Below are 4,998 nucleotides of genomic sequence, written 5' to 3'. Positions count from 1 at the left end.
GACGCCGAGATTCTTCGGCCGGGCGCGGTAGCCGTCGGCAAGAATCCCAGGGCTTCGGGTGCGTTTGTGCGCAAGCTATCTCACTACGTGAAGGAACGCGGCGTCATCACACTGCCATTCGCCATCCGCGCGGCGACGAGTTTGCCGGCGCAGATTATTGGGCTACAGGATCGCGGCAAGTTGCAGGTAGGCGCCTTCGCGGATATCGCCGCGTTCGATCTGGACAAGCTTCAGGATCGCGCCACCATTCTCGATCCGGCGGCGCTGAGCACCGGTGTCGAGTACGTGCTCGTCAATGGAGTTTTTGTCGTCGATCAGTCGAAGCCCACGTCCGAGCTGCCCGGACGAGTGCTCCGACGTGTGGATAAAGACCTGGCGCTAGGAAGCTAGCGCCGCTCGACAAATCCGCCGCGATGAAACGTGAAGCCCATGGCTTCTTCGTACTCACGCGCCACCGATTCAGGCTGACCGTACTGCAAGTGATAGCGAGTATGCACGCGATTCAATGAAGTGTTGGCGAGCAGCTCGTTCATGGTGTAGCCGGACATCAGTTCATTGCGGCCGACCAAGGGCAGGCGCACGCATTCATTCAACGCGGGATCGCGAATCAACCCTTTGGGCTCATTCCCTGCAGCCACGGCATCGACATCGGCGAGCAGCCGCTTACGAATACGTGCGATGCCGATGTCGCTGCGACCGAGGTTCTCTTTCGTGCGGTCGGTGATCGGGCCTTGGCCCACCCAGGCGACGAAGTCCTGGTTCATCACATGGCTGGTGATCCATTCGCCCTTGCTATCCTTGATGGGGCCGTACCAGTAGGGCACACGCTCCTGCACGTAAGGCTCGCGTTCTTTCGGTACGCGCCGAAATGCCCAGGTCACGCTCAGGGTGTTCTCATCATCCACCGGCACGCGCCACTCGATGTGCGAACCGAGGAAGAAGGCGTTGGGCCACAAACACACACGGCCTTCCGTCCACAACGGATCGTTCTCGTCGGTGTCTTCGCGAATGCGTCGATACACGAAGCCGTAGTCGAACTCGTCGAAGCCGAGGCGCTTGTGGGTCGGCGAATAACCGCTCTTGCCTTCCAGCCGGATCTTCCAATTGGCGTGCATCCATTCGAAATGCACCGGATCGATGGAGTTCTCCTGACACTGCAGCCAGTTGCAAGGAATGTTGGCGAACACCACCTGCGCGAAGCCATTCGCCCAAGTGAACGGTTCCCATGACGGCACGAGCGGCGCAGGCGCGGGGCCCATGTACGCCCACAGCATGCCGGCCTTGGCTTCGACCTTGTACGCCGGTTGGCAGATCTTTTCGCGATAGCGGCCGGCGGGATTGGCGGTGTCCTCGAACGGTTGCGCCAGGCACTTGCCGGTCTCGTCGAACAACCAACCGTGGTAGTTACAACGCAAGCCGCGTTCTTCGACGAAGCCTTGCGACAGGTCGGCGCGCCGATGCGGGCAGTGTCGATGTAACAACCCGTAGTTGCCGCTCAGATCCTTGTACAACACCAGGTCTTCGCCCAGCAGGCGCACCGCCTTGGTGGCTTTCTCGTTGAGTTCTTGAACCGCGGCGATGGGATGCCAGTAGCGGCGCAGGACCGCGCCCATGGGCGTGCCCGGACCGACGCGGGTCAGCAGCTCGTTGGTTTCTTTGCTGATCAAGACTGCCTCATCGAATAACGAATGGGCAGGCGCTTCAGGCCACCCATGAACAACGTCTGGCTTTCCACCGGCTCGCCGGCCAGTTCTACGTGCGACACGCGCGCCAGGAATTCTTTGAAGAACGCCGACATCTCGACTTTGGCGAGGTACTGGCCGAGGCAAACGTGCGGGCCGATACCGAAGCCCACATGCGCGTTCGGATTGCGGTCGACGCGGAATGCGAATGGATCGGCGAACACTTCCTCGTCGCGACAGGCCGACGGATAACACATCAGCAACGAGTCGCCTTCGCGGATCTTTCGACCGCGCAGCTCATAGTCCTGAGCGGCCGTGCGAAAAAAATGTTTCACCGGATGGGTCCAGCGCACCATCTCGGTGACTGTGGGCTGCATCAGGTTTGGGTTCTCGCGCAGCTTGGCGAGCTGCTCGGGGTTCTCCAGAAGAGCGAGCAAGCCGCCGGCCATGGAGGCGCTGGTGGTATCGTGACCGGCGACGGCCACGGTCAAGTAGTAACTAAACACCGTCAGATCCGGAAGCGGTTGGTCGCCGATTTTTCCATTGGCGATGATGGACGCGAGATCGTTCTGCGGATGTTCGCGGCGGTTCGCGACCACCGGTTTGAAGAACTCGAAAATCTCCTGCACCACTTGCAGCATGTGTTCGCCTTGCGACTTGCTGCGCTGATGTTCCTTGTCCAGCGAGCCGTTCATTTCCTTGGACAGGCGCAGGATGGTGGCCTCGGCGGCTTTGTCGCCACCCAGCCCCAGGATCAACAGAATCACGCGCAACGGAAAGTAGGCCGCGATGTCGTCCACGAAGTCGCAGGTGTCGCCGCGCTCGGCCATTTCGTCGATGAGTTCGCGCGCCAGCTTGCCGATGTCCTCTTCGAGCTTGCGCACGCTGTTCGGCAGGAACCAGCTTTGTGTGATCTGCCGCAGGCCGGCGTGTTCGGCGCCGTCGGTGGAGATGATGGAGCGCTGCGCTTGACGCCGGCCCGTGGCGGCGAAGATTTTCTCTTCGGCCTCGATGGTGTTCAGCGAGGTGCGCGGGCCGTTCAAGAAGATCGCCGGCTGTTTCTGCACCTCAGCGATGTCGGCGTGCTTGGTGACGGCCCAGAACGGCCGATATTGGCTGGGCTCGGTCCAGCGCACCGGATCGTCCTGGCGCAACTGGGCGAACAACTGATGATAACGAGCCTTGTCGGCATACACCTCGACATCGACGATGGCTTCGTCGATGCGGTGGCCAGCGCTGACGACACTTCCGTTTTGCATTCAACCCCCGTTACGGATGTGTGCACGCTGCCATTGTCCGGCCCGCAACGGAAATAGGGTTTCGCGACGGCTCCATAATGAAACCCTATAGCGCGTCGCGCGGCGGGCGCTAAGCTTTCCCCTGCCACCAGACCTGGCGGCGGGGGAGAACGACATTGCAACGTGAGCACTACGACGCGCTGGTGGTCGGGGCCGGATTCTCCGGTTTGTACATGGTGTATCGACTACGGCAGCTGGGCCTGTCGGTGCTGGGCTTCGAGGCCGGAGCCGACGTCGGGGGCACCTGGTATTGGAATCGCTACCCCGGCGCGCGATGCGACGCCGAGAGCCTGGTGTACTCCTACTCCTTCTCCAAAGAGCTGCGCCAGGAGTGGCGCTGGAGCGAGCGGTTCGCGACTCAGCCCGAAATTCTCAAGTACCTGCAGCATGTCGCTGACCGTTTCGATCTGCGTCAGCATTTCCAATTCAATACGCGGGTCAAAGCGGCGGTGTTCGATGAGGCGCAATCGCAATGGCAACTGACGACGGAGCAGGGGGCACGAGTCAGTGCGCGGTTCTGTTTCATGGCGACGGGCTGCCTCTCCATAGGTCGCATCCCGAACATTCCTGGGCTCGAAAATTTCCAAGGCGAGCACTATCACACCGGCAATTGGCCGCACCAAGGCGTGGATTTCACCGGCCAGCGGGTAGCCGCCATCGGTACCGGTTCCTCCGGGATTCAAGCCATTCCGTTGATTGCTCAGCAAGCGGCGCAGGTCACTGTGCTCCAGCGCACGCCGAGTTTCAGCGTGCCGGCACGCAACCAGCCGCTGTCGGACGATTACATCGCGCGTTTCAACGACAACTACGACGAGATCCGCCACCTTGCGCGCCGGCAGGAAATCATTGGCAGCGGTGACGTTGCGCCTGATCCTGCTGATAGTCCGCGCATGTCGGCGCAAGTTGCGGCATTGAGCCTGCCCGATGAGCAGCGTCAGCAAGCCTATGAGGCTCGTTGGAATCATGGCGGTGCCTACATCGTCGGCACGTTCGCCGATTTGATGGTCGATGAGAACGCCAATCGCACCGTTGCGGACTTTGTACGAGGCAAGATCAGCGAGATCGTCAAGGATCCCGAGACGGCGCGCAAACTGACGCCGACGGATTATCCCTTAGGTGCCAAGCGCATCTGTGTCGATACTGACTACTACGCGACTTTCAATCGCGACAACGTCACTCTCGTCGATCTTCGCGCGAACGCTATCGAGTGCATCACTTCCACCGGCGTCAAACTGCAGTCGGGCGAAGAAATCCACGCCGACGCAATCGTTTTCGCTACAGGTTTCGACGCCATGACCGGCGCGTTGTCGAGCATCGACATCGTCGGTGAGCAAGGGCTGAAGCTGCGTGACAGGTGGGTTGCCGGGCCAAGAACCTATCTCGGCCTACAGAGTGCTGGTTTCCCGAATTTGTTCATGATCACCGGGCCGGGCAGTCCGTCGGTGCTCAGTAACGTGGTGATCTCGATTGAGCAGCACGTGGATTGGTTGGTGGATTTGGTCAAACACATGCGCGCGAACGGCATCGAGCAGATTCAGCCGACGGTGGCTGCCGAAGATGAGTGGGTTCAGCACGTGAACGACATCGCCAACGCCACGTTGTTCAGGCTGCCGAACTCCTGGTATCTCGGCGCGAACATTCCTGGCAAGCCGCGCGTGTTCATGCCGTACGCGGGCGGCACTGGGCCTTATCGCGATACCTGCGACAAGATTGCTGCCGAGAATTATCGCGGCTTCGTGCTCGGGCGCGCGTCGACACCAGCTTGATCGATCAGGTCGCAGCAGTGGCCGGCGTCAGCGCTGGCCGAGGCGCGGTGTGCCGAACCGCGAGCAAGTAAACCAGCGACGCCAGCAGATAGAATCCAAGCATCACCGCCAGCGCGATCTGCAAGCCGTGAAAGGACGCGGCCTTGCAGTTCGCAACCAACACTGCATTGGCAAGATCGAGCGCCTGGCCACCCGGACACTGAGTCGCAAACTCAGCAGCGGCGAACGTTCGCTGTGCGATGGCATCGCTGA

At 60.8% G+C, this 4,998-nt stretch carries 4 protein-coding genes and 1 pseudogene; 2 read left to right on the top strand and 3 right to left on the bottom strand.

The window, feature by feature from the left end:
• Positions 1–390 (top strand): amidohydrolase family protein (locus tag JNL55_RS20520; RefSeq protein ID WP_293858083.1); only part of this gene is annotated, 390 nt, incomplete at its 5' end.
• On the opposite strand, the gene JNL55_RS20515 is transcribed toward JNL55_RS20520, so the two are convergent.
• Together JNL55_RS20515 and JNL55_RS20510 are read right to left on the bottom strand one after the other, a co-directional pair.
• Positions 387–1,667: an aromatic ring-hydroxylating dioxygenase subunit alpha gene (locus JNL55_RS20515; protein WP_293858081.1), complete on the bottom strand. Its 1,281-nt coding sequence runs from the start codon at positions 1,665–1,667 to the stop codon at positions 387–389. The genes JNL55_RS20520 and JNL55_RS20515 overlap by 4 nt on opposite strands.
• Positions 1,664–2,941 carry a cytochrome P450 gene (locus JNL55_RS20510; RefSeq protein ID WP_293858079.1) on the bottom strand — a complete coding sequence of 426 codons (1,278 nt, stop codon included), beginning with the start codon at positions 2,939–2,941 and terminating at the stop codon, positions 1,664–1,666. Before JNL55_RS20510 ends, JNL55_RS20515 begins: the two co-directional genes overlap by 4 nt.
• A 155-nt stretch (positions 2,942–3,096) precedes the next feature.
• Between JNL55_RS20510 and JNL55_RS20505 the strand changes: the two genes are divergently transcribed.
• Positions 3,097–4,746 carry a flavin-containing monooxygenase gene (locus JNL55_RS20505; RefSeq protein WP_293858077.1) on the top strand — a complete coding sequence of 550 codons (1,650 nt, stop codon included), beginning with the start codon at positions 3,097–3,099 and terminating at the stop codon, positions 4,744–4,746.
• A gap of 4 nt (positions 4,747–4,750) precedes the next feature.
• On the opposite strand, the pseudogene JNL55_RS20500 reads toward JNL55_RS20505, so the two are convergent.
• Positions 4,751–4,998, bottom strand: a pseudogene (locus tag JNL55_RS20500) (hypothetical protein); the annotation flags it as partial.

It is taken from the genome of Steroidobacter sp. (assembly GCF_016790065.1).
Taxonomy (GTDB): Bacteria; Pseudomonadota; Gammaproteobacteria; order Steroidobacterales; family Steroidobacteraceae; genus Steroidobacter.
This window is presented reverse-complemented; position numbering and strand designations above follow the sequence as displayed.